Annotated in this window: 19 protein-coding genes; 10 read left to right on the forward strand and 9 right to left on the reverse strand. The window is 63.4% G+C overall.

The window, feature by feature from the left end; translation table 11 throughout:
- Positions 1–22: 22 nt before the first annotated feature.
- The gene (gene pstS, locus KBY57_RS03530; protein WP_254994487.1) at positions 23–1036 is read left to right on the forward strand and encodes a phosphate ABC transporter substrate-binding protein PstS; all 1014 of its coding nucleotides are present in this window, start codon (positions 23–25) and stop codon (positions 1034–1036) included.
- 78 nt (positions 1037–1114) lie between these two features.
- Here pstS and dnaK read toward each other — a convergent pair whose 3' ends face one another.
- Entirely contained in the window at positions 1115–3028 is a 1914-nt protein-coding gene (dnaK, locus tag KBY57_RS03535; protein WP_254994488.1) for a molecular chaperone DnaK, read from the reverse strand.
- A 113-nt stretch (positions 3029–3141) separates the two neighbouring features.
- On the opposite strand from dnaK, the gene KBY57_RS03540 reads away from it, so the two are divergent.
- From KBY57_RS03540 to rpsF, 3 genes are all read left to right on the forward strand, one after another.
- Positions 3142–4053 (forward strand): shikimate dehydrogenase, encoded by a 912-nt coding sequence (locus KBY57_RS03540; protein WP_254994489.1) that lies wholly within the window; start codon positions 3142–3144, stop codon positions 4051–4053.
- Positions 4054–4080: 27 nt separating this feature from the next.
- Positions 4081–4542 (forward strand): Tic20 family protein, encoded by a 462-nt coding sequence (locus KBY57_RS03545; protein ID WP_254994490.1) that lies wholly within the window; start codon positions 4081–4083, stop codon positions 4540–4542.
- A 77-nt stretch (positions 4543–4619) separates the two neighbouring features.
- The gene (gene rpsF, locus KBY57_RS03550; RefSeq protein WP_254994491.1) at positions 4620–4985 is read left to right on the forward strand and encodes a 30S ribosomal protein S6; all 366 of its coding nucleotides are present in this window, start codon (positions 4620–4622) and stop codon (positions 4983–4985) included.
- 191 nt (positions 4986–5176) lie between these two features.
- Here the strand turns inward: rpsF and KBY57_RS03555 are convergent, their stop codons facing one another.
- From KBY57_RS03555 to KBY57_RS03565, 3 genes are all read right to left on the reverse strand, one after another.
- Positions 5177–5386: a hypothetical protein gene (locus tag KBY57_RS03555; protein ID WP_254994492.1), complete on the reverse strand. Its 210-nt coding sequence runs from the start codon at positions 5384–5386 to the stop codon at positions 5177–5179.
- A 110-nt stretch (positions 5387–5496) separates the two neighbouring features.
- A complete protein-coding gene (locus tag KBY57_RS03560) occupies positions 5497–6705 on the reverse strand; it encodes an argininosuccinate synthase (RefSeq protein WP_254994493.1) in 1209 nt (402 codons plus the stop codon).
- A gap of 18 nt (positions 6706–6723) precedes the next feature.
- The gene (locus KBY57_RS03565) at positions 6724–6942 is read right to left on the reverse strand and encodes a hypothetical protein (protein ID WP_254994494.1); all 219 of its coding nucleotides are present in this window, start codon (positions 6940–6942) and stop codon (positions 6724–6726) included.
- A 143-nt stretch (positions 6943–7085) separates the two neighbouring features.
- On the opposite strand from KBY57_RS03565, the gene KBY57_RS03570 reads away from it, so the two are divergent.
- Genes KBY57_RS03570 through KBY57_RS03580 form a run of 3 tightly spaced genes read left to right on the forward strand, consistent with a single transcriptional unit; the run spans position 7086 to position 8765 of the window.
- Complete coding sequence (locus KBY57_RS03570) at positions 7086–7361, forward strand: DUF3134 domain-containing protein (protein ID WP_094558945.1); 276 nt, start codon at positions 7086–7088, stop codon at positions 7359–7361.
- Positions 7362–7416: 55 nt separating this feature from the next.
- Positions 7417–8505 (forward strand): phospho-N-acetylmuramoyl-pentapeptide-transferase, encoded by a 1089-nt coding sequence (mraY, locus tag KBY57_RS03575; protein ID WP_254994495.1) that lies wholly within the window; start codon positions 7417–7419, stop codon positions 8503–8505.
- Positions 8506–8528: 23 nt separating this feature from the next.
- Positions 8529–8765, forward strand: a complete 237-nt coding sequence (locus KBY57_RS03580) for a hypothetical protein (protein WP_094558947.1) — start codon at positions 8529–8531, stop codon at positions 8763–8765.
- Positions 8766–8775: 10 nt separating this feature from the next.
- On the opposite strand, the gene KBY57_RS03585 is transcribed toward KBY57_RS03580, so the two are convergent.
- Entirely contained in the window at positions 8776–8949 is a 174-nt protein-coding gene (locus KBY57_RS03585) for a cytochrome B6 (protein ID WP_254994496.1), read from the reverse strand.
- Between the two features lie 68 nt (positions 8950–9017).
- Here KBY57_RS03585 and purT point away from each other — a divergent pair, with 68 nt between their 5' ends.
- Positions 9018–10217 carry a formate-dependent phosphoribosylglycinamide formyltransferase gene (purT, locus tag KBY57_RS03590; RefSeq protein ID WP_254994497.1) on the forward strand — a complete coding sequence of 400 codons (1200 nt, stop codon included), beginning with the start codon at positions 9018–9020 and terminating at the stop codon, positions 10215–10217.
- A 67-nt stretch (positions 10218–10284) separates the two neighbouring features.
- Entirely contained in the window at positions 10285–11307 is a 1023-nt protein-coding gene (locus KBY57_RS03595; RefSeq protein WP_254994498.1) for an LCP family protein, read from the forward strand.
- Here the strand turns inward: KBY57_RS03595 and KBY57_RS03600 are convergent.
- The gene (locus tag KBY57_RS03600; protein WP_254994499.1) at positions 11304–13442 is read right to left on the reverse strand and encodes an HAD family hydrolase; all 2139 of its coding nucleotides are present in this window, start codon (positions 13440–13442) and stop codon (positions 11304–11306) included. The two genes, KBY57_RS03595 and KBY57_RS03600, sit on opposite strands and share 4 nt — an antisense overlap.
- 639 nt (positions 13443–14081) lie before the next feature.
- Positions 14082–14582, reverse strand: a complete 501-nt coding sequence (locus tag KBY57_RS03605) for a hypothetical protein (RefSeq protein WP_254994500.1) — start codon at positions 14580–14582, stop codon at positions 14082–14084.
- A 116-nt stretch (positions 14583–14698) separates the two neighbouring features.
- Here KBY57_RS03605 and KBY57_RS03610 point away from each other — a divergent pair, with 116 nt between their 5' ends.
- A complete protein-coding gene (locus KBY57_RS03610) occupies positions 14699–15469 on the forward strand; it encodes a hypothetical protein (RefSeq protein ID WP_254994501.1) in 771 nt (256 codons plus the stop codon).
- Positions 15470–15473: 4 nt separating this feature from the next.
- Here KBY57_RS03610 and KBY57_RS03615 read toward each other — a convergent pair whose 3' ends face one another.
- Both KBY57_RS03615 and uvrA read right to left on the reverse strand, forming a co-directional pair.
- Complete coding sequence (locus tag KBY57_RS03615) at positions 15474–16049, reverse strand: hypothetical protein (protein ID WP_254994502.1); 576 nt, start codon at positions 16047–16049, stop codon at positions 15474–15476.
- 93 nt (positions 16050–16142) lie between these two features.
- Complete coding sequence (gene uvrA, locus KBY57_RS03620) at positions 16143–19142, reverse strand: excinuclease ABC subunit UvrA (protein WP_254994503.1); 3000 nt, start codon at positions 19140–19142, stop codon at positions 16143–16145.
- Positions 19143–19150: the final 8 nt, after the last annotated feature.

Consider the following 19150-nt stretch of genomic DNA (forward strand, 5'->3'; position numbering starts at 1 on the left):
ACCCGTTTCGATCGCTCTCTCCATGGCCGTCGCCCGCTTTCGCCCCACCGCGCTCACCGGGGCCGTCCTCGGCATGGCGGCCCTGGTCAACCTGAGCAGCTGCGGTGGTGGTGGCCCAAGCAGTGGTGGCACCAGGCAGGCGCTCCAGGCCGCCGGAGCCAGTTTCCCGGCGGGTCTCTACCAACGCTGGTTTGCCGATCTAGCCAGCCAGGAGAAGATCCGGGTCAACTACCAGTCGGTGGGCTCAGGGGCTGGCGTGCGCCAGTTCCAGGCAGGCACCGTGGATTTCGCCGCCAGCGACAAACCCCTGGAGGCCAGCGAAGCCGCCGCGATCAAGCGCGGGGTGGTGCAACTGCCCCTTACCGCCGGCGCCATTGCCGTGGCTTACAACCTGCCCGGCTGCAACCTCAAGCTCAGCCAGACCCAGCTGGTGCAGATCTTTGAAGGCAAGATCAAAAACTTCCAGCAGCTGGGCTGCGCCAACCAGCCGATCCAGGTGGTGGTGCGCTCCGACGGCTCCGGCACCACCTACAACTTCACCAACTCCCTGGCCGCCTTCAGCCCCGGCTGGAAGCAGGGCCCCGGCGTCGGCAAATCGGTGAACTGGCCCACCGGTGTGGGCGCCAAGGGCAATGAGGGCGTCGCCGCCAGCCTGCTGCAAACCAAGGGCAGCCTCGGCTACGTGGAAGCAGCCTATGTACGGGGCGTGCTCCAAGCGGCCGCGATCGCCAACCGCTCGGGCGCCTACGCCCTGCCTGATGCCGCCAGCGCCAGCGAGGCGCTGGCCACGATCAACCTGGGGGCCGATCTCACCGGCAGCGATCCCAACCCCAGCGCCGGCTACCCGATCGTCACCTTCACCTGGGTGCTGCTCTACAAGACCGGCAATGGCGCCAAGCTGCCCGCCCTGCAGAGCGCCTTCAACTACGCCCTCAGTGCCGCGGCCCAGCAGCAGGCTCCGGCCCTCGGCTACATCCCCCTGCCCGCGCCGGTGGTCACCAAGGTGAAAGCGGCCCTGGCCGGCGTGGGCGCCTGAACCAAAAACCCTTCCCCCAGGGGGAAGGCCAACAAAAAAGCCCCCCTTCCGGGGGGCTCGAAGCTCACGTGCTCCTTCTCACTTGCTCTCGGTGAACTCGGCGTCGATGACGTCGTCGCTGGAGGAACCGCTGCCCGCCTCGGCGCCCGCACCGTTGCCTCCGGGAGCAGCGCCACCGGCTTCAGCGCCTGCAGCCTGCTGGTACACGGCGGCACCGGCGGCATAGAGGGCCTGCTGCAGGGTTTCGAGTTCCGACTTCATGGTGTCGAAGTCGTCCTTGGCGATCGCCTCCTTGAGCTTGGCGGACAACCCCTCCACCTTGGCTTTGTCCTCAGCGCCCACCTTGTCGCCCAGTTCGCCGAGTTGCTTCTCAGCCTGGTAGACGAGGGTTTCGGCCTGGTTCTTCAGGTCGATTTTCTCGCGCTTCTCCTTATCGGCCGCGGAGTTGGTTTCCGCGTCCTTCACCATCTTCTCCACCTCGTTTTCACTGAGGGTGGAGGCACCGGTGATCGAGATGCTCTGCTCCTTGCCGCTGCCCTTGTCCTTGGCCGTCACGCTGAGGATGCCGTTGGCGTCGATGTCGAAGGTGACTTCGATCTGGGGCACGCCGCGGGGGGCAGGGGGAATGCCATCAAGGCGGAAGGTGCCGAGCGACTTGTTGTCGCTGGCCATTTCGCGCTCGCCCTGAAGCACGTGGATCTCCACGTTGGTTTGACCATCCACCGCCGTGGAGTAAGTCTCCGTCTTCTTGGTGGGGATGGTGGTGTTGCGGGTGATCATCTTGGTCATCACACCGCCCAGGGTTTCCACACCGAGGGAAAGCGGGGTGACATCCAGCAGCAGGATGTCCTTCACTTCACCGGCCAGCACACCGCCCTGGATGGCGGCACCCACGGCCACCACCTCGTCGGGGTTAACGGTCTGGTTGGGGTCCTTGCCGGTGACGCGCTTGACCAGCTCCAGCACCGCGGGGATGCGGGTGGAACCGCCCACCATGACGATCTCATCGAGTTCGCCGGAAGACAGCTTGGCGTCCTTGAGGGCCTGCTCCACCGGCACGCGGCAGCGGTCGATCAGCTTGGAGGCGAGCTCCTCAAACTTGGCCCGGGTGAGGGTGAGATCGAGGTGCTTGGGACCCTCGGGAGTGGCCGTGATGAACGGCAGGTTGATCTCGCTCTGGGTGGCACTGGAGAGCTCGATCTTGGCCTTCTCAGCAGCCTCGGTGAGGCGCTGCAGGGCTTGCTTGTCCTGGCGCAGATCAATACCCTCGTTGGCCTTGAAGCTGTCGGCCAGGTGATCCACGATCACCTTGTCGAAGTCGTCGCCGCCAAGGTGGGTGTCGCCGGAGGTGGAGAGCACCTCAAACACACCATCGCCCACCTCCAGCACCGACACATCGAAGGTGCCGCCGCCCAGGTCGAACACCAGGATGCGCTCGTTGCTCTTGCGGTCGAGGCCGTAGGCCAGAGCCGCCGCCGTGGGCTCGTTGATGATGCGCAGCACCTCAAGGCCCGCGATCTTGCCGGCGTCCTTGGTGGCCTGTCGCTGGGAGTCGTTGAAGTAGGCGGGCACGGTAATCACCGCCTGGGTGACCGTTTCGCCGAGGTACTTGCCGGCATCTTCAGCCAACTTGCGCAGCACCTGGGCGCTCACTTCCTCGGGGGCGAACTGCTTGTTCAGCACCGGGCACTTCACTTTCACATTGGCGCCGGCCTTCTCCACGCCATAGCTCACCTCTTTCGACTCTTCGTTCACCTCATCAACGCGACGGCCGATGAAGCGCTTCACCGAATAAAAGGTGTTTTCGGGGTTCATCACCGCCTGGCGCTTGGCGATCTGGCCCACCAGCTGATCCTGGTTTTTGGTGTAGGCCACCACCGAGGGGGTTGTGCGGAACCCTTCAGCGTTGGCGATCACCGTGGGCTTGCCGCCCTCCATCACGGCGACGCAGCTGTTCGTGGTGCCGAGGTCAATACCGACGACCTTGCCCATGGGTTACCACCTCCTTACGGTGAACGAATCGGACTGGATGCATCTTCAGCAGCTGGGGCCTTCCCAGGCGAGGTGTGGTTCCCGAACAGCCCCTGCCGCCAACGCTTTCGTCCATGCCCACGCCGATCTCCGGACACACCGCCCTGGCTGGAGTTCTTGGGGATCCGGTGCGCCATTCGCTCTCGCCAACGATGCACAACGCCGCCCTGGCGGAGCTGGACCTCGACTGGGTGTACCTGGCGCTGCCCACGCCGGCGGAGCAGCTGGAAACGGTGGTGCGGGGGCTGGAGGCCCTGGATTGCCGCGGCCTCAACGTCACCCTGCCCCACAAGCAGGCCGTGGCCCGGCTGTGCTGCAGCCTTTCTCCCCTGGCCGAGCGGGTGGGGGCGGTGAACACCCTGGTGCGGCACCCAGAGGGCGGCTGGCTGGGCGACAACACCGATGTGACCGGCTTCCTGGCCCCCCTGCAAGCCAGCGGCAGCGCCTGGCAAGGCCAACGGGCCGTGGTACTGGGCTGCGGCGGCAGCGCCCGGGCCGTGGTGGCCGCCCTGGTGGAGCTGGGCTGCGGCGCCATCACGGTGGCCGGCCGCAGCAGCGCCCGCCTGGAGGGTCTGCTGGGCCCCTGCCGCAGCTGGGCGCCGCAGGTGCAGGGGCTGGCCTGGGATGCCCACACCGCAACCCTCCAAAACGCACTGGCCCAGACTGATCTGGTGGTCAACACCACGCCGGTGGGCATGGCATCAGCCACCAACCCAGAGGCGGCCCAGCAGAGCCCACTCAGGCCGGCCGAGCTGGAGGCCCTCCGGCCCGGCAGCACCGTCTACGACCTGATCTACACGCCGCGGCCCACGGCGCTGCTCCAGGCCGCCAGCGCCCGGGGCTGCCACAGCCTCGATGGGCTGGAGATGCTGGTGCAACAGGGAGCGGCGGCCCTGCGCCTGTGGAGCGGCCTTGAAACGGTGCCAGTGACAGCCATGCGAGCCGCGGCCCTGGCCCAACTCAGCGGCGGCAACAACCGCCCTTAGCCTTGGAGCCACAGCAGCACCCAGGCGATGCAGGCACCCCCGATCTGGCAACGGCTGCTGGCCGCCCTGGCCTACCTGCTGCCCTGGAGCGACGCCTTCCCCTTTGGCCGTGGCCTGTTTGGCCTGTTTCCGGCGCTGCAGTGGCTGGGGGTGCCGGTGCTGCCGGTGGCACTGCTGGAGCAGGTCGTGCCCTTCGGCGGCCTAGTGCTGTTTTTGGTGCTGTTCCTGGCGGTGGTGCGCAACAGCCAGGTGCCTTACCTGATCCGCTTCAACGTGCTGCAGGCGATCCTGATCGACATCGTGGTGGTGCTGGTCACCCTGGCCTTCCAGGTGCTGCAGCTGGGCGCCCTGGATTTCGTCGGCAAAACCCTCAGCAACACCGTGTTCATCGGCATCCTGGTGCTGGTGCTGTTCGCCGTGGTTCAGAACCTGCGGGGCAAGGACGCCGACATCCCCAGCCTCTCCGAGGCAGTGCGGATGCAGCTGTAGGGTGGTTGATCCGTCGCTGGTGGGCGCCTGCCCGCTGGCCGCTGCCTAAACCCTGAGGCGACACCTTCAAAGCGACCATGACGCAGCCCTATTACGAGACCATGTACATCCTTCGTCCGGACATTCCGGAGGAAGAGGTGGAAACCCATGTCGCCAAGTACCGCGACCTGGTGACTGAATCCGGTGGTGAAGTGCTCGATTGCCAGATGCGCGGCAAGCGCCGTCTCGCCTATTCGATCGCCAAGCACCGCGAAGGCATCTACGTGCAGCTCAACCACAACGGCGACGGCCAGCAGGTGGCACCCCTCGAGCGCGCCATGCGCCTCTCCGAAGACGTGATCCGCTACCTCACCGTCAAACAGGACGGCCCCATGCCTGCTCCACGCACCCTGCCTGGCGCCGTCAGCGAAGCCGCCCCTATGGAACCGGCCGCAGCCGTTTGACCGCAGGGCATTCAGCCCGGCTTGTGCAAAGCCGGGCGTGACCGTAACCTCCATCCATGGAGCCGGATTGCCATCAATCTGAATCGGATTTGCAGGCAGAGCCGACCACAACATCGGCTGCTGAGCACGGTGTCGGCCCCCTGATATCTCCTCCAGAACCGAAGTGGCAGTCTTCTGTCCCTTCGGTTTTTTCATGGCATCAGCAGCAGGAACGCCGGGAGGCGCTGGAACAGGAACTCGCCAAGACCCGCGAGGAACTCCAGGCGATGCAAACGCTGCTCGAAGAACTTCCTGCCCTGTTTGAAGACAAGTTCAGGCAGCGCCTGCAGCCAATGCTGGAGCAGCAGCAACGGCTGCTCGATGACAACGCCACCCTCCGCCAGCACCTGCTTCAGCTGCAACCCGCCCAGGATTCCAACCGCCGACCGCTGCTCATGCCCCGTCAACAGGAGCGGCCGCGGATGCGCCAAGCCCTACTCCATGCCTTCGGACTGAACAGCAACCGAGCGGCCTAACGCCGGCGCTGGTTGGCTGCCCAGAGACGGGTCGGCAGGCCCCACACGTAGATGAAACCCTCGGCGGCCCGGTGGTCGAACTGATCGCCGGCGTCGTAGGTGGCCATATCGGGCACGTAAAGGCTGTTGCTGGCGCTGCTGCGACCAACCACCGTGGCGTTGCCCTTGTGCAGCTTGATCCGCACGCAGCCGTTCACCACCGCTTGGGTGCGCTCGATGAAACCGTCGATGGCGTCCTTGAGCGGGCCATACCAAAGGCCCTGGTACACCAGATCGGCCCACTGCTGCTCCAGCTGTCGCTTGCTGCGCAGCACGTCGGCCGCCAGGGTGAGGCTCTCGAGCTCCTGGTGGGCCCTGATCAACAGCAACAGCCCCGGAGTTTCGTAGATCTCGCGGCTCTTGATGCCCACCACCCGGTTCTCGATCATGTCGAGCCGACCAAAGCCGTGGCTGCCCGCCAGGGAGTTGGCGCGGCGAATCAGGCTCACCGGATCGAGGCGCACACCGTCGATGCTCACCGGATTGCCCTGCTCAAAGCCGATTTCCACCACCTGGGGCACCGCCGGGGCGTCGTCCACCGAGCGGGTCATGGCGTAGATCTCCTCGGGCGGCTCCACGTTGGGATCCTCTAGGGGGCCGGCCTCGATCGAGCGGCCCAGCAGGTTGAGGTCGATCGAGTAGGGCGACTTCTTGCTCACCGGCGAGGGAATCCCGCAACGCTCGCCGTAGGCGATCGTTTCCTCGCGGCTCATGCCCCACTCGCGCGCCGGGGTGAGCACCTTCAGATCAGGCGCCAGGGCGCCGATGGCCACATCGAAGCGCACCTGGTCGTTGCCCTTGCCGGTGCAGCCGTGGGCCACCGCATCGGCGCCCACTTCCCGGGCGATCTCCACAAGGCGACGGGCGATCAGCGGCCGGGCCAGGGCTGTGCTGAGCGGGTAGCGGCCCTCATACAGAGCATTGGCGCGGATCGCCGGGAAGGCGAACTCGGTGATGAAGGGCTCGATCAGGTCGCCCACGATCGACTGGCTGGCGCCGGAGTCGAGGGCCTTCTGGCGGATCGGTTCGAGCTCATCACCCTGACCCAGGTCGGCAGCGAAGGTGATCACCTCCTCCACACCCCATTCCTGCATCAGGTAGGGAATGCAGACGCTGGTGTCGACACCACCGGAATAGGCCAGCACCGCCTTCTTCGCCCGACCCATCAACGCCGCTCCATGCGCTCAATCGGACGATTCTCCCCTGTCGGGGTCGGGCAGCGACCAGCGGGCCAGCAACCAGAGCCCCACGGCCAGGGGCGGCAGCAGCACCAGCAGCCACACCAGCGCCGGCTGCACCGGCAACGGGGCTGGCCAGCGCTGGCCGGCGGCGGCTAGCAGGGCACTGATCGCCAGGGCCAGAGACCACAGCCGCAAAACCCCCGTCAACGGGCTGGAAGCCATCGGTGCCATAGGGAATTTCAACGCTGACGCTATGGTGATTGATTGGTCTTGCTAAGCCCAGCCAGGCTTTCCGTAGGCAACCGTCTTCAGCAAAGCCGTTTTCAGCAGAGCCGTCTTCAGCAGACCCATCGTCAGCAACACGTATGAGCACACTCGCGACCAGTGGCAGCAGTCGACTCGACACCATCAACCCTTCGCTGACCCGCTACGGGCGCAGCGAGCCGGCACCGGTGCTGCCGCTGCGGGATGAGCCCGACCTGCTGAGCTGGTTGGAAACCAGTGGACGCTTGGTGGCCGACGAGGAAACCGCCAGCACCGACGTGAGCACGGTGGAAGAGGAAGAGCTCTCGGCGCTGATGGGGGAGAAGGAGGACTACAACAAAGACGACGAGCAGCAGGACGAAAACTGGGAAGATTGAGGCTGGGGCGAACGGCGCAAACAAGGGAAACTGGGACGCCCGTCGTCCCAAGACCTTGCTTGCGTCCTCCAAGCCCAGCAGTCAGGTCAGCGCGATCCTGCTGGCCCTTGTGCTCCTGCTGGCCTGCGTGGTGTGCGACTGGCAAGCCCGCGCAGCCCAGCTCACCCCCCCCCTGCTGCTGGCCGGCCTGATCAGCGCCGGGGTCACGGCCTGGGGGGTACCGCGGCTGCGGGAGCTCAAGCTCGGCCAGGTGATCCGCGACGAGGGACCCCAGGCTCACCTGAGCAAGGCGGGCACCCCCACCATGGGTGGGCTGCTGGTGGTGCCGGTGGGGGTGCTGGTGGGTGGCCTGATCACCCCGAGTGATCCACGGCTGCTGGCCGTCGCCGCCGTCACCCTGGCCTATCTGGCCATCGGCGCCATCGACGACTGGCGCAGCCTCACCCGCCGCACCAACACCGGTCTCACCCCCCGGGGCAAACTGCTGCTCCAGGCGGGAGCAGCCCTGCTGTTTTTGGTCTGGGCCGCCACTGGTCAGTGGCTGGGGGGCGCCTCACCCGGCGACATTGCGCTGCCCCTGGGCTGGGTGCTGCCGATCGGAGTGCTGATCTGGCCGCTGGGATTGTTTGTGTTTCTGGCCGAAAGCAACGCCACCAACCTCACCGACGGCCTCGACGGCCTGGCGGCGGGTTGCGGCGCCGTGGTGTTCACCGGCCTGGGGCTGCAGCTGATGCTGCGCGGCCATGAAGGCGATGCCTCCCTGGCCGGCTTCTGCGCTGCGATGGCCGGCTGCTGGCTGGGCTTTCTGGCCCACAACCGCCATCCCGCCCGGCTGTTCATGGGCGACACCGGGTCCCTGGCGATGGGGGCCGCCCTCAGCGCTGTGGCCCTGCTCTCCAACAGCCTCTGGCCGCTGCTGGTGATGGGTGGGGTGTTCCTAGCCGAATCCCTCTCGGTGATCCTGCAGGTGTGGGTGTTCAAGGCCACCAAGAACCCCACCACGGGCCAGGGCCGGCGGCTGTTTCGGATGGCGCCGCTCCACCACCACTTCGAGCTGGGGGGCCTGAACGAACAGGTCGTGGTGATCCGGTTCTGGATCGCCAGCCTGCTACTGGTGGGAGTGGGTTTGGTGCTGCTGCCCTGAGCCCTGCCATCGCGCCTGATCCCATGGCCTACTTCACCTGGAAGGACACCGGCCTCAGCTCCGACTGCGCCAGCCTGGCGGCCATGGCCTCCCGCTTCGAGGAGGCGGCCGCCCTGATGCGTCGCATGGCCAGCGAGGGGTTCCAGCTGGAACGGCACAGCGATGGCCAGCACATCACCCATCCCGACCCAACGGTGTTTGAGGCCTACGGCTTCATCAATGAGGAATCGCCCGTGCGCCAGCTCACCCTGCTGCCCTGAGGGATCTCCCCTAACCCCGGCGCAGGTAGCCGACCACCCACACCACCACAAAGGCCAGCGAGGAGAGCCCGAGATAAATCAGGGCCCACTTCTGCAGGGTGGCGATATCCCAGCCGAACAACAACCCGTTGGCGGCGTCCCCGGCGGTGCTGAAACCCAGGGGCAAATCCAACAGCCAACCCATCAGTGCGCCCCGGTGTGCAGGAAGATCGGCTCCATCTTGCTGTCCGGTGCCCGTCCCGGACACCGACCATGCCCTCACCTGCCCCCACCTGCCTGCCCGCCACCCTGATGCTGCTGGGCAGCGGAGAGCTGGGCAAGGAGGTGGCCATCGCCGCCCAGCGCCTGGGCTGCCGCGTGATCGCCGTCGACCGCTACGCCGGCGCCCCGGCGATGCAGGTGGCCGATGTGGCCGAGGTGATCGCCATGACCGATGCCGAGGCCCTCAAGGCCGTGGTGCGCCGCCACCAGCCCAACCTGGTGATCCCGGAGATTGAGGCCCTGGCCGTGGATGCCCTGGCGGAGCTGGAGGCTGAGGGCATCACCGTGATCCCCACCGCCCGGGCCACGGCGGTGACGATGAACCGCGACCGGATTCGCGATCTGGCTGCCACGGAGCTGGGCCTGCGCACCGCCCGCTTCGCCTATGCCCGCAGCGCCGCAGAGCTGGCCGCCGCCGCTGCGCCCCTGGGTTGGCCGGTGGTGGTGAAGCCGGTGATGAGCTCCTCTGGCAAGGGCCAGAGCGTGGTGCAGGGCCCCGAGGGCATCGCCGCGGCCTGGGAAGCAGCCATGGCCGGCGCCCGGGGGGAAGGGGCCCAGGTGATCGTGGAGGAGTTTTTGCAGTTCGAGCTGGAGATCACCCTGCTCACCGTGAAGCAGTGGACGGGGCCAACACTCTTCTGCCCGCCGATCGGCCACATCCAGGAGCGGGGCGACTACCAATGCAGCTGGCAGCCGGCCGCCATGCCCGAGGAAGCCCTGGCAGTCGCCCAGGCCATGGCCCAGGCCGTCACCGACAACCTGGGCGGCGCCGGCCTGTTCGGCGTGGAGTTTTTCCTCTGCCGCACCGCCGCTGGAGAGCTGGAAGTGGTGTTCTCCGAGCTTTCGCCCCGCCCCCACGACACCGGCCTGGTGACCCTGATGGGGCAGAACCTCAGCGAATTTGAATTGCACCTGCGGGCGGTGCTGGGCTTGCCGATCCCGGCCATCCGCAGCCTTGGGCCCGCGGCCAGCAGGGTGATCCTGGCCGAAGCGGCAGGCACCCCGGTGACTTACGCCGGCGTTGCCGAGGCCCTGGCGGAGGAGGACACCCAGGTGCTGCTGTTCGGCAAGGCCGAGGCCCGGCCCCAGCGGCGCATGGGCGTGGCCCTGGCGCGCGGCAGCAGTGAAACGGAAGCCCGTCGCAAGGCCGATGGCACCGCGGCCCGCATCGCGGTACGACCCTCCAGCTGAGCAAGCGGCGCTGACCCCCTGGTGCGGCAGGGATCCGGCCCTTAAGGTGCGCCCAGCAAGAGCCGTCATGAGTCAGGCCCAACCCCGCCCGCGTCGCAACCGACGCGACAGCAGCCGCGGGGCTGTGGTCACCGACCTGCGCAACCTGCGCGAAAACAGCCAAACAGCCCGCGAACAACGCCAGCCTGGGCGCGAGCAACGCCAAACGACCACGGGTCAGATTTCTCCGTCGGCCCGGCGGCGCCGGCCACCGCTGCTCCCCTTTGCCCTGGGAATCGCCCTGGGCTACGGCCTGGCCGGGCCCCTGCCCCAACTGGTCTCGGGAGCAATGGCAGCGCTGCTGCAAGGGCCCCAGCAGCTCACCAGCCTGATCAATCCCTTCGGCCTGGGCGCGCGGCGCATCGTGGTGATCGGCACCGACAAAGTTGGCGACAACACCGATGTGATGTTCACCGTGGAGCTCAAAGACGGGCTCACCCAGCTCACCCAGGTGCCACGGGACACCTTCGTGGAATCAGCCGACTACGGCGTGCTCAAGGCCAATGCCCTGTTTGCCTTCGGCGGCATCGGGGCCCTGAAGCAGGAGCTCACGACCCTGATCGGTGCCCCGGTCGACCGCTACATGCGTGTCAACCTGCGGGCCGTGGAGCACCTGGCCGACGCCCTCGGCGGCGTTGAGGTGGATGTGCCCAAGCGGATGTACTACGTCGACAACGCCCAAAACCTCTACATCGACCTCTACCCCGGGCGGCAGGTGCTGAAGGGCGAGCTGCTGGAGGGCTTCCTGCGCTTCCGCAACGATGAAATGGGCGACCTGGGCCGGATGGAACGGCAGAAACTGGTGCTCGCCGAAGTGTTCCGCAAACTGGCCCAACCGGCCACGCTGGCCCAGCTGCCGCAGCTGCTGAAGATCGCCGGCGAGGATGTCAAAACCGATCTCTCCCCGGTGGAGATGGGCCAGCTGCTCACGGCCATGGCCGGCACCAAGCTGAGCACCCGCCAGCTGCCGGGCCGGCTGTTCTGGCACAACGACCTGAGCTACTGGATGCCGGACGGCAACAGCCACTACGCGGGCGTCGAAAGCCCCTAACGCCGCAGGAAGCGGTGGTGATCCAGACCCTCCAGCAAGCCCCAGGCCTGGGGGGTGGAGGCGAAGAACACGCGCCGGTGGTTGCGCAGGCTTTCCAGGGCCGGATCGTGATCATCCGGCACCACCCCGCAGGGCAGGCCCCGCAGCAACTCCCCATCCCCCTGCTGGCTGGCCTGCACCAGGATCGCGGTGAGGGGCAGCTGCCAGCGCAGGGCGATGTAACGCAGAGCCTCGGTTTTCGAGGCGGTGAGCGGCAGCACGTCGAGGTACCAATGCTGGAACAGGTGGGGACGGGCCGGCAGATGGTGCTGCTGCAAGGTTTGGCGCACCACCGGCAGGATGCCCTGGTCGGGTTCCTGCAGCAGAAAACTCACCTTGAAGGGTCCCTGCTGGGCGGGGTCCTGCAGCCGCAGCCGCGGTTCGAGAGCCGCCATCGCCGCCGCCACGGCATCCCAACTCCAACGGCGGCCGATGTGGCGCTGCCAGTGATGGTCGGGCACAGGGCCCTGGGGCGAACGGGTGTGAATTTCGGTGCCGGCCTGGGTGATCCACAAACAGGGCTCGGGGAGATGCAACTCGGCGAAACGCTGCCGGGCCGCCCGGATCGCGCGGCCGCTGGTGACACCAATGCCCAACTGGGGTTCGGCCTGCAGGCGACGGCGCAACTCCGCCAGGCTGCCGGCATCGGGATGGGCCAGGCTGGCGTCCAGATCGAGCACCAGCAGGCGCTCGGGGCACGCCGACGGCCCCGTTTCTCCCTGTTGAAACCAACGGCTGGGCCGCAGGCTGGCGGCCTGATGGGCAGCAGCCGTCGCGGCCCCGAGGTAGTGGTTCACATGGGCATCCCAGCTGAACGAGCGGCTGACGGCCTCCACTCCATTGTCACGCCAGCGGCGCCAGCGCTCCGGGCGGGCCAGGCTGTCCTCCAGGGCCTGCTGCAAGGCATCCAGATCGGACACGTCCACCAACAAGCCGTTCTGGCAGCGGGCCAGGATGTCCTTGGGGCCACCGTCATCGGTAGCAACGATGGGCACACCGCAGGCCGCGGCCTCCAGCAGGGTGAGGCCGAAGGGTTCGGTGAGGGCCGGATTGACGAACACGCCGCCCAGGCGTGAGGCCCAGCGGTAGATGGACGGAATCTGGTGACGCTCGTGCTGCTTCGGGTAGGCCACCTGGCCGTAGAGATCGAAACGATCCACCAGTTCAAACACCTGTTGGAACACCTCCCGCTGCTGCTTCTCAAGCTGGCGAGGGTCGTTGCGGCAGCCGAGCAACAGCACAAGGTTGTGCTGCCGGCGCAGCCGCTCAGAGCGACCAAACACCTCCACCAGGGCAGGAATGTTCTTGCGGTGGTCAGCGCGGCAGATGGCGAGCACCGGCGGTTTGGCCGGATCGCGCAGAAACGGCTCGATCAGCGTTTCAACGGCAGGTTCCTGCAGGCCCGCCTGGGGCGGAAAGAACTGGCGCATGTCCACGCCAGGCGGAATCACGGCGGCCTGCTTCGCACAGAAACGGCCGTAGCGGGCGTACTGCACCTCCAACTCCTGGCGGGTGCTGGTCACCACCAGATTGCTGTGGGCCAGGGCCAGCTCCTCGGCATCGATCCGCCGGGCCATGGCGTAGTGCTCCTCGATCTGGCGGGGATCGAGGCCGGCATCAATCAATCGCCGCCGCTTTTCGCGGCCCAGGGAATGGCCCGTGAACACCAGGGGAATGCCCAAGCGGCGGCGCAACAGCGCCCCCACATAACCGGCATCGGCGTAGTGGGCATGGATCCAATCAGGCAATTGATCCTGCGCCAGCAGGCTTTCGGCCAGGGCATCGGCCAGTTCATCGAGATGGGGCCAGAGCAGCTCCTTGCGCAGGTAGCGGCGTGGACCGAAGCTCAGGCGACGGATGGCAGCGTGGGGGCCGAGCGACTCCCAGGGCTTGGCGTAATCAGCCGAGACGCGACGATCCTGGATCAGCCGCGTCACCACCTCCAGCCGCTCCACCTCCGGCCGCAGCGCCAGGCTGCGGGCCAGCTCCAGCACGTAGGTGGTCTGGCCACCGGTGTCCGCATCCCGACCCAATTCGAGGTCGTGGCCTCGAAACAAACCATGCAAATGCAGGTGCAGAACGTAGAGACCAGCCATGCCAGATCAGGTCCGCGGAATCGCTCTGGATGCGGAAGCAAGTGCACCTATCCATAGCGGCGCCTACGCGATCTATCTGGATCCGAACTCCGTTGCAGCAGAATGACTCAAGAGAATCACAGCCATCACAAGGTGGTGTGACGCGAGAGCTGCATCAATCAAGCCGCCATGGGCTGAGGAGGATGCTGCTTGAGCACCTACTTGAGATAGCGCCGTGTGTGACTGGTGGGATGCTCAGCCGGTTCTTCAGAGGGCGTCAAAGAAAACACTTAGCCCTAGGGAACGTAGGAGCCGTATCCTTAAACCTACTTACACAAGGATGCCTGATGAGCTAAATCCATAAAGCTAGTACCAACCTTTTCTTTATAGATATACACATTATAGCTTCTTATTATAAGTTCAACAGCACTTGGGCAGCCCTTCAATGCCAAGCTTCTAGATTTACCAACTACGTTCATCAAAAGATGAATGTTCGACGCATCTTGATGAAAATTACGAGCAGAATCAACTAGATCAGAGGCGAACGCAGGAGAGGACTGAATTCCAAAAGCAATAAGGCAAGAAGCAATTTTAATCTTCATACTTTTTGTTAACTAGAAGTTGATTAAAATAATAGCCTATGTGAGGTGCGTCAAAAAGTCAAGGGGTTGAACCTGCCTGAGACTTGTCACTTAACTGGACCAGGGGCTTTAAGGCCTCACCAAAAGCCGCAGTAGAGTTATTATTTTTAAATCTAATATATGCAGTTCTCTTGCGACCGCTGTCAATGTACGTGAAGCCAAAGTCAACATCACCTACATTCCTTGTAGCCAAAAAGCCTATGAGTCCATAGGGTCCGAAAAGAATTGTCGAAGCTGCTCCGACAACGTAATTAGTCTCTCTACGTCGTGAATCATAAATTGCGATGGCCGTTATATCTTTAGCCGTAAGCCTAAGGAATTCGGTCGGGAAGTTGGCGGAGATAGAACCTTCTGTTAGCACAGGGTGACAGACTTCATATTTTGAATATAGACTGCACAATGCTTCGATTTTAAATGGGTATGAGACTCTTGGAGGAGAAGCAACGACCCCTAAATTTCCCGACCTATCAAAAGCAAGGGCAGCATTTCCTGCAATAAAGGCTGCCGCAAAGGCGGGCATCAGCAATCCAACTCTATGAAGTCCCAAGGGAGTTGGCATAATCATGGATGCAGGGCTTGACCAAAACTATAGCTGGATGCTACGGTCTTTACAACCGTAATAGGGACTGCCTAGTCATGCGTCGTCAATTAGCTCTTTTAGTCGCAGCTCCCCTGAGCCTGTCACTCATGGCTCCATTGGCAATTGCGCAAACTGGAAATAGCAAAGAACCCTCGACACAAGCGACAGATGCACTACAAAATATCCGCTTCACGACAAAGTCAAAATTCATATTGATGCCAGTGTTTGATAAAACTGGCACATCGGCACAATATGGATCAGCTGGTGGAACAGTAAGCACAACGAACGAGTTTGCAACAGAAGTCCTGAATGATGCGCTTAGGCAGTCAGGAGCAACAACAATTTCGTGGTTTAAGGTAAACGCAGCTATGAATAAGAAGTTTGGCCAAGATGGTCTAAATCGAGCTGACTTAACCAATGACATGTTCATTCCTGACCTGGTTAACGTTGCCAAAACAATGGGCGTAAAGTACATCGTACGTCCTGCTGTGTTAAATATTGACACTCAATCAAGCACAGAGACTTCTATTAATCCAGCTGGATTTATTCCCATCTTCGGAATGTTTGCTGGTGCCACCAAGACAACCAATAAAAAAAGTGCAACGGTTACCTTAAAGGTTGATATAATAAGTGTTGCAGCAGATGACATTATAGGCACTGCAAGATTTGAAGGTGCAGTAAGAGAAAAGAAGGAATCGACACCATTTGGGGGATATAGCTTTGACACTTCTGCTTACGCGGGGGGCGGGATGAATGGAGATGCAAAGGCAGCTATGTACGATGCAATTGACAAGGCTGTAGACTTTATTGCCTCAAAAGTCAATTGATTAGTCAATTAACCTCCTTGCTGCCTGCATAATCACTCAAAGCTGATTTTACAGGCAACACATATTGTGAATCACTGAAATTAAGTATCAGTGATTTTTTATCTCCAAAGCCATCTCTATAGCTAATGCTAAACACATGCCTGTGAACGGCTTTTTTAAAGAGCAGGCCAATAAGACCTATCCTAGCTGCAAGCTCTAAATCAATCTTTAACTTGGTTGAGTCTGTATAATTCCATGCAATAATTTCATCATACTTAACTTTTGTATTTATGCCAGAGGTAAACCTTGCTGACATAGACTTTTTCATGAATGAGACGTTACATGTTTCCTCGAGAGATATCTCGGAAAGACAATTTATATTGTAATAAAATTGATCTGACGCAGCCAATTTTTGTCCCAAGCCGACATTAAGCACTGGAATAGTTGTCATCATAATGACAATACTATTGACTAGAAAAGACCCTTTCCTGGCGACGGACTGTCTTCTATTAGACAAATTAGCCATGCCTAGAGAGTTCGAAAACCTATTCAAGAGTATACCGCCGATTGCTTGATTGTCAACCATTTCTTCTTTCGCCATCTATTTAGAGAAGGCTATTTAATTGGGTGAGTCTTAGCACCAGCCCCTCCCAGTTCGTCCCCTGCCCCTCTCACACCGCCCTCAGAGCAGCCCTCAACCTGCCAAGGCCTCAGGAGGATGCTGCTTGAGCACCTGCTTGAGATAGCGCCCCGTGTGACTGGTGGAATGCTCAGCCACCTCCTCTGGGGTGCCCGTCACGACAATCTCTCCTCCCTTGTCGCCCCCTTCTGGGCCGAGATCCACGATCCAGTCGGCACAGCGGATCACATCGAGATTGTGCTCGATCACCAGGATTGAGTTGCCCTTGTCCACCAGCCTCTGCATCACGTCCATCAGCTTGTGCACGTCGTAGAAGCTGAGGCCGGTGGTGGGCTCGTCGATCAGATAGAGCGTTTTGCCGGTGGCGCGCCTGGAGAGCTCGGTGGCCAGCTTCACCCGCTGGGCTTCACCACCGGAGAGGGTGGGGGCCGGCTGGCCCAACTTCACATAACCCAGGCCCACATCCACCAACGTGCGCAGCCGATCCGCAGCCTGGGGAATCGCCGAGAACACATCAGCAGCCTGCTCCACCGTCATCTCGAGCACCTCGGCGATGGTGAAGCCCTTGTAGGTCACCTGCAGGGTCTCGCGGTTGTAGCGGGCGCCCTTGCATACATCGCACTGCACATACACATCCGGCAGAAAGTTCATTTCAATCACGTTCACGCCCTGGCCGGCGCAGGCCTCACAGCGGCCGCCCTTGACGTTGAAACTGAACTGACCCACCTGGTAGCCGCGGGCCTTGGCCTCCACCGTGGCGGCAAACACCTGGCGGATCGGATCGAAGGCGCCGGTGTAGGTGGCGGGGTTGGAGCGGGGCGTGCGCCCGATCGGGGATTGGTCGATCACGATCACCTTGTCGATCGCCTTGATGCCGCGCAGCTCACCCAGGCCCGACGGAAACGGCACCTTCAGGCCCAGCTGGTGCTCCAGGGCCGGGTGCAGCAGCTCATTCACCAAGGTGCTCTTGCCGCTGCCACTCACGCCGGTGACGCACACCAGCCGGCCCAGCGGGATCTCCACATCGAAGCCGGAGAGGTTGTTGCGGGCGCAGTCCACCAGGGTGATCCGGCGACTGCCGCTGACGCGGCGCTCCGCCGGGGTAGGAATCGCCCGGCGACCACTCAGGTAGGCCCCGGTGAGGGAGTCCTCGGCGGCCAGCAGGTTGTTGAAGCTGCCCTCAGCCACGATGTGGCCCCCATGCACCCCCGCCCCCGGACCGATGTCCACAATGTGATCAGCAGCTCTGATCGTGTCTTCGTCGTGCTCCACCACGATCAGGGTGTTGCCCAGATCCCGCAGTTTCAGCAGGGTGTTGAGCAGCCGGTCGTTGTCGCGCTGGTGCAGACCAATGCTCGGCTCATCGAGCACGTAGAGCACACCCGTTAAGCCCGCACCAATCTGGGTGGCCAAGCGGATGCGCTGGGCTTCACCACCACTGAGCGTCATCGCCGGGCGATCCAGGCTCAGGTAGTCGAGCCCCACATCCAGCAGAAACTTCAACCGCAGGCGGATCTCCCGCAACACCAGATCGCCGATCTGGATCTGACGGGGCGTCAGCAGGGGCTCGGCCCCCTCGCTGGCACCGACCCCCATCAGCGCCTCAATGCGGCTGAGGGTGTCACCCACACTCACGGCCGTGAGTTCGTGGATGGCATAGGGGCCCACCCGCACCGCCAGGGCTTCCGGCCGCAAGCGCAGGCCGTGGCAGGTGGCGCACGGCACCAACTCCAGGAATTTCTCCAGCTTCTGACGGATCGACTCGCCGCTGGCGTCGCGCAGCTGGCGCTCGAGGATCGGAAGGATCCCCTCAAAGGGGCGCTCGAAGCCGGCGCTCTTGCGATAGCGACTATCAGCCTGGATCAGAATCGGCTCACGGCTGCCGTTGAGCAGCACATCGCGCTGCTCGTCGCTGAGCTGGTTCCAGGGCGTCTTGATCTCGAAGTTGAACGCCTCACCGACGGAATAGAGCAGCGAGAAGTAGTAGGAGTTGTCCTTGTCTGCCCAGGGGGCGATCGCCGCGTACACCGGCAGGTTCGGATCGGGCACAACCCGTTCAGCGGTGAACTTGCGCAGGTGGCCAATGCCGTGGCAGTCGGCACAGGCGCCGTAGGGGCTGTTGAACGAAAACAGCCGCGGCGAGAGCTCCTCCATCACGGCTCCGTGCACCGGGCAGGCGAAGTTCTCCGAGTAGAGACGCTCCCGCTCCACCCCTTCGGGCAGCTCCTCGCCGGCCTTGGGCACCACCTCCACCAGGGCCAGGCCATCGCCGCGCTTGAGGGCGGTGCGCAGAGAATCAGTCAGCCGTTCCTGCACCCCCTCGCGGGCCACCAGCCGGTCCACCACCACCTCGATGTTGTGGGCGTGGTTCTTGTCGAGCTCGATGTTGTCGGCGAGTTCGCGCACCTCGCCGTTGATGCGCACCCGGGCGAAGCCCTCCGCCACCAGGCCGCCGAGCAGCTTGACGTGGGTGCCCTTCTTGCCACGCACCACCGGTGCCAGCAGCTGGTAGCGGGTGCCCTCCGGCAGGGCCAGGATCTGATCCACCATCTCGTCGATGGTCTGGGGCCGGATCGAGCGGTCGCACTGGGGACAGTGGGGTTCGCCGGCGCGGCCGAACAGCAGGCGCAGATAGTCCTGGATCTCCGTCACCGTGCCGACGGTGGAGCGGGGGTTGTGGCTGGTGGATTTCTGGTCGATCGAAATGGCCGGCGAAAGCCCCTCGATCGCATCCACATCGGGCTTATCCACCTGCCCCAGAAACTGGCGCGCGTAGGCCGACAGGCTCTCGACGTAACGGCGCTGGCCCTCGGCGAAGATCGTGTCGAAGGCCAGGGAGCTCTTGCCGCTGCCACTCACGCCGGTGAACACCACCAGGCGATTGCGGGGGATCGTCAGATCGACGTTCTTGAGGTTGTGCTGGCGGGCACCCCGCACCCGGATCACATCCTCCAACGTGCCACCGCTCAACACCCGGCTGGGGTCGAGGGCCTTCTCATGAATCGTCTGGGCGAGGGTTCTGCTGGGTTCAGCAGAGCTCTTGGCGCGGGGCATCCAGACGG

This window comes from Cyanobium sp. Aljojuca 7D2, from assembly GCF_024346415.1.
GTDB lineage: Bacteria > Cyanobacteriota > Cyanobacteriia > PCC-6307 > Cyanobiaceae > Cyanobium_A.

What these genes read in the sequence shown, in the direction of transcription:
- KBY57_RS03595 (WP_254994498.1), top strand. Translation starts at nt 10,285, where the DNA reads ATGAGTCAGGCCCAACCCCGCCCGCGTCGCAACCGACGCGACAGCAGC.
- KBY57_RS03600 (WP_254994499.1), bottom strand. Translation starts at nt 13,442, where the DNA reads ATGGCTGGTCTCTACGTTCTGCACCTGCATTTGCATGGTTTGTTTCGA.
- KBY57_RS03560 (WP_254994493.1), bottom strand. Translation starts at nt 6,705, where the DNA reads ATGGGTCGGGCGAAGAAGGCGGTGCTGGCCTATTCCGGTGGTGTCGAC.
- KBY57_RS03580 (WP_094558947.1), top strand. Translation starts at nt 8,529, where the DNA reads ATGGCCTACTTCACCTGGAAGGACACCGGCCTCAGCTCCGACTGCGCC.
- purT (WP_254994497.1), top strand. Translation starts at nt 9,018, where the DNA reads ATGCCCTCACCTGCCCCCACCTGCCTGCCCGCCACCCTGATGCTGCTG.
- KBY57_RS03605 (WP_254994500.1), bottom strand. Translation starts at nt 14,582, where the DNA reads ATGCCCGCCTTTGCGGCAGCCTTTATTGCAGGAAATGCTGCCCTTGCT.
- KBY57_RS03540 (WP_254994489.1), top strand. Translation starts at nt 3,142, where the DNA reads ATGCCCACGCCGATCTCCGGACACACCGCCCTGGCTGGAGTTCTTGGG.
- KBY57_RS03585 (WP_254994496.1), bottom strand. Translation starts at nt 8,949, where the DNA reads ATGGGTTGGCTGTTGGATTTGCCCCTGGGTTTCAGCACCGCCGGGGAC.
- uvrA (WP_254994503.1), bottom strand. Translation starts at nt 19,142, where the DNA reads ATGCCCCGCGCCAAGAGCTCTGCTGAACCCAGCAGAACCCTCGCCCAG.
- KBY57_RS03610 (WP_254994501.1), top strand. Translation starts at nt 14,699, where the DNA reads ATGCGTCGTCAATTAGCTCTTTTAGTCGCAGCTCCCCTGAGCCTGTCA.
- KBY57_RS03570 (WP_094558945.1), top strand. Translation starts at nt 7,086, where the DNA reads ATGAGCACACTCGCGACCAGTGGCAGCAGTCGACTCGACACCATCAAC.
- KBY57_RS03565 (WP_254994494.1), bottom strand. Translation starts at nt 6,942, where the DNA reads ATGGCTTCCAGCCCGTTGACGGGGGTTTTGCGGCTGTGGTCTCTGGCC.
- KBY57_RS03615 (WP_254994502.1), bottom strand. Translation starts at nt 16,049, where the DNA reads ATGGCGAAAGAAGAAATGGTTGACAATCAAGCAATCGGCGGTATACTC.
- dnaK (WP_254994488.1), bottom strand. Translation starts at nt 3,028, where the DNA reads ATGGGCAAGGTCGTCGGTATTGACCTCGGCACCACGAACAGCTGCGTC.
- rpsF (WP_254994491.1), top strand. Translation starts at nt 4,620, where the DNA reads ATGACGCAGCCCTATTACGAGACCATGTACATCCTTCGTCCGGACATT.
- KBY57_RS03545 (WP_254994490.1), top strand. Translation starts at nt 4,081, where the DNA reads ATGCAGGCACCCCCGATCTGGCAACGGCTGCTGGCCGCCCTGGCCTAC.
- pstS (WP_254994487.1), top strand. Translation starts at nt 23, where the DNA reads ATGGCCGTCGCCCGCTTTCGCCCCACCGCGCTCACCGGGGCCGTCCTC.